Annotated in this window: 3 protein-coding genes; all 3 read right to left on the reverse strand. The window is 67.7% G+C overall.

Going from position 1 to position 2906, the window contains the following annotated elements:
- A partial coding sequence (locus Y706_RS26140) for an aldehyde dehydrogenase family protein (protein WP_043436369.1) occupies positions 1-316 on the reverse strand: 316 nt, incomplete at its 3' end.
- A 133-nt stretch (positions 317-449) separates the two neighbouring features.
- A complete protein-coding gene (locus tag Y706_RS0117085; RefSeq protein WP_028277554.1) occupies positions 450-1829 on the reverse strand; it encodes a GAF domain-containing protein in 1380 nt (459 codons plus the stop codon).
- A 105-nt stretch (positions 1830-1934) separates the two neighbouring features.
- Positions 1935-2906 (reverse strand): ferredoxin--NADP reductase domain-containing protein (locus Y706_RS0117090; protein WP_028277555.1); only part of this gene is annotated, 972 nt, incomplete at its 5' end.

Genomic DNA, 2906 nt, shown 5'->3' on the forward strand with positions numbered 1-2906 from the left:
CCCAGGATTCGGCGACGGCGAGCATCTCCAGGTTCTCATCGATCCGGTCGGCGATCTTGTTCAGGATCGCCGCACGCTCGGCCACGGAGGTCTTGCCCCAGGACGGTGCGATCTTGTGGGCCGCGTCCAGCGCCAGCTCGATGTCCTCGGCGGTGCCGCGGGCCACCTCGCAGAAGACCTTGCCGGTGACGGGGGTGATGTTCTCGAAGTACTGGCCCTTGACCGGGGCAACCCATTCGCCGCCGATCCAGTTCTCGTAGCGGTCCTTGAAGGTGACCTTCGAGCCCTCGGTACCGGGCTGGGCGTAGACAGTCATTGCTAGCTCCTTTGCTGTGCAAAATTTGTGGCGGCCAGTTTCTGGCGCTCACCGTTGCCTACAGCGTAGAAGCCGGAAGGTTGCAGTCAGGTTGCAAGCGAGTGATCCGGGTCACTTTCCCGGGAAAGGCCGGTCAGGCGCTCAGTTCCCGGTCCAGCCGTTCGAGATCTGCGACGACGGCGGCGCGCTTGGGCGAGCGGGGCGGCAGCAGCTTCAGTGCGGCGGACCGGACCTCGACGTCGTCCCTTGCCTCGGGCAGCTCGGCGTACTTCAGGAGCGATTCCGCGCTGCCGTCCGTCAGCACGGCCTCGCGCAGCAGGGAAGAGACCCGGCTCCGCAGCTCGGCGATGCCGGGCGCCTCGGAGCGGGGCAGCACGGCGCCGCGGTAAATTTCCAGCGCTATCCGGTGGGCACCGCGCTGCAGGCAGTTGAGGACCTGGCCGGAGTCCGGCAACAGGTCCATTGGCAGCCGGTAGGGCCGAGAGTCCGGGACCGCGTCCGGGTTGAGCTGATGCAGGACCTTGCGCAGGCGCACCATCTCGGCCCGCAGCGTCATGGTGGAGGCATCCCCGGAGTAGAGCAGGGTGCAGAGCTCCTCCGCGTTCAGCCCTTCAGGGTGGGTGCTGAGCAGGGCCAGGATTTCGCTGTGCCGGGCGGACAGGGCCACGGTGCGGCCGTCGATGCTGAGCAGCGCCTGGTCCCGGCCGAGCAGCTGGAGGCTGTTGCGGTAGAGGCTGTTGGCGCCCGGGTCCCCGGACGTTTTCGGCGCCGGGCTCCGCCGCCGGGACGCCGGGGACTGCCCGGCTGCGGCCAGCTGCAGCCGTTCCACCCGCAGATGCGCCTGGGCGGCGGCCACTGTCGCTTCGACGAGGGACAACGTATGCGCGGCGACGGCCGATTCCGTGCCGGTGATGTCCACGACTCCCAGCAGGGCGCCGGAATCAGGATCGTGGAACGGCACGGCCGTGCAGCTCCACGGGTGGACGGAGCGCTTGTAGTGTTCGGCGCCGGAGATCTGGATGCCGCGGCCGAGGGCCAGCGCCGTACCCGGAGCGCTCGTGCCAACGGTTGCCTCGGACCAGTCGGCTCCCGGGACGAACATCATCCCTTCGGCCCGGCGCCGCATGGCGGCGTCGCCTTCGACCCAGAGCAGCCGGCCCACCTCGTCCCCCACGGCCACCAGCATGCCGCTGTCGTGGCTGGGCAGGACCAGCAGCTTGTGGATCACGGGCATGATGGCGGCCAGGGGGTGCTGCCGCCGGTATGCTTCGAGTTCTTCGCGGTCCATGGCGAGCGGGGCTTCGGGGTTGTCCGGGTTGGCGTGCAGCTGGACGGAACGCTGCCACGATTCCTGAATCAGGGTGCTGATACCGGGCAACTGTAGGCCCTCGGAGAACGCCAGTCCACGGGAGTCCAGCTGCTCATGGCCCGCACTGGCATATTGCTGGCGCAGCTGTGCGGTGACCCCGCCTGTTGGCGGTAACAGTGCTGCCGGATGGACCAGGTTCTTCATTGAACTCCCATTGGACGGGCTCGATGGCGTGCCCGAGGCAGCCACGTCCGGCCCAGTCTAATGGGCCTGCAGGCCACCCGCCAGAGACGCCGGGAACCGCCCCTGCTACCCGCGGGAAATCTCGATCATGTCCTCGCGCGGCACCACCTTGATACGCTCCCGTTCGATGCCGTTGGCGGACTCCGCCGCGGACCACTCGGCGCCGAGGGCAAGCTCGTGGGCATCGAGCTTGATCCACCCGTCCCACGTGGTGTACTCGATGCCGCGCTCCTTGAGCAGGTCGATGATGGCCTGCGGGTCAGGGTTCTGCGCCGGCGGCAGCGTCAGCCGGTCCTCCAGCAGAAAGCCGATGGTCTCCAGCGCGTCGCCCTTGGTGTGGCCGATCAGCCCGACGGGGCCGCGCTTGATCCAGCCCGTGGCGTAGATTCCGGGCACGGGGTTGCCCTCGGCGTCGAGCACGCGGCCGCCTTCGTTCGGGACGACGCCGCGGCGGGCATCGTATTCCAGCTCATCCAGCGGCGAACCGTGGTAGCCGATCGCGCGGTAGACGGCCTGGACCGGGTAGTCGAGGAACTCACCGGTGCCCTTGACGTTCCCGGTGCCGTCCAGCTGCATGCGTTCGAACTTGATGCCGGCGACCTTGCCGGGGTTGGCGGCGTCGTCTGTTGTTCCATAGATTTCGACGGGGCTGTGCAGGAAGTGCAGGTGCAGCCGGCGCGAGGACGGTTCCTCGGCCTCGGCGTGCTCCTCGACGAGCCAGTTCGTGAGGGTGTTGACCATGGTCCGGATCTGGTTGTTGCTGCGAATGGCCTCGTCCGAGGCCTCGTCGAATTCAAAGTCCTCGGGATACAGGACGATGTCCACGTCCTTGGCGTGGCTGAGTTCGCGCAGCTCCAGCGGCGTGAACTTCACCTGGGCCGGGCCGCGGCGGCCAAACACGTGGACGTCGGTGACCGGCGAATCCTTGAGCGCCCGGTAGACGTTGTCCGGGATTTCGGTGACCAGGAGTTCATCGGCGTGCTTGACAAGCATGCGGGCCACGTCGAGGGCCACGTTGCCGTTGCCGATCACCGCAAT

The sequence above is a fragment of the Arthrobacter sp. I3 genome (genome assembly GCF_000520575.1).
Lineage (GTDB): Bacteria > Actinomycetota > Actinomycetes > Actinomycetales > Micrococcaceae > Arthrobacter > Arthrobacter humicola_A.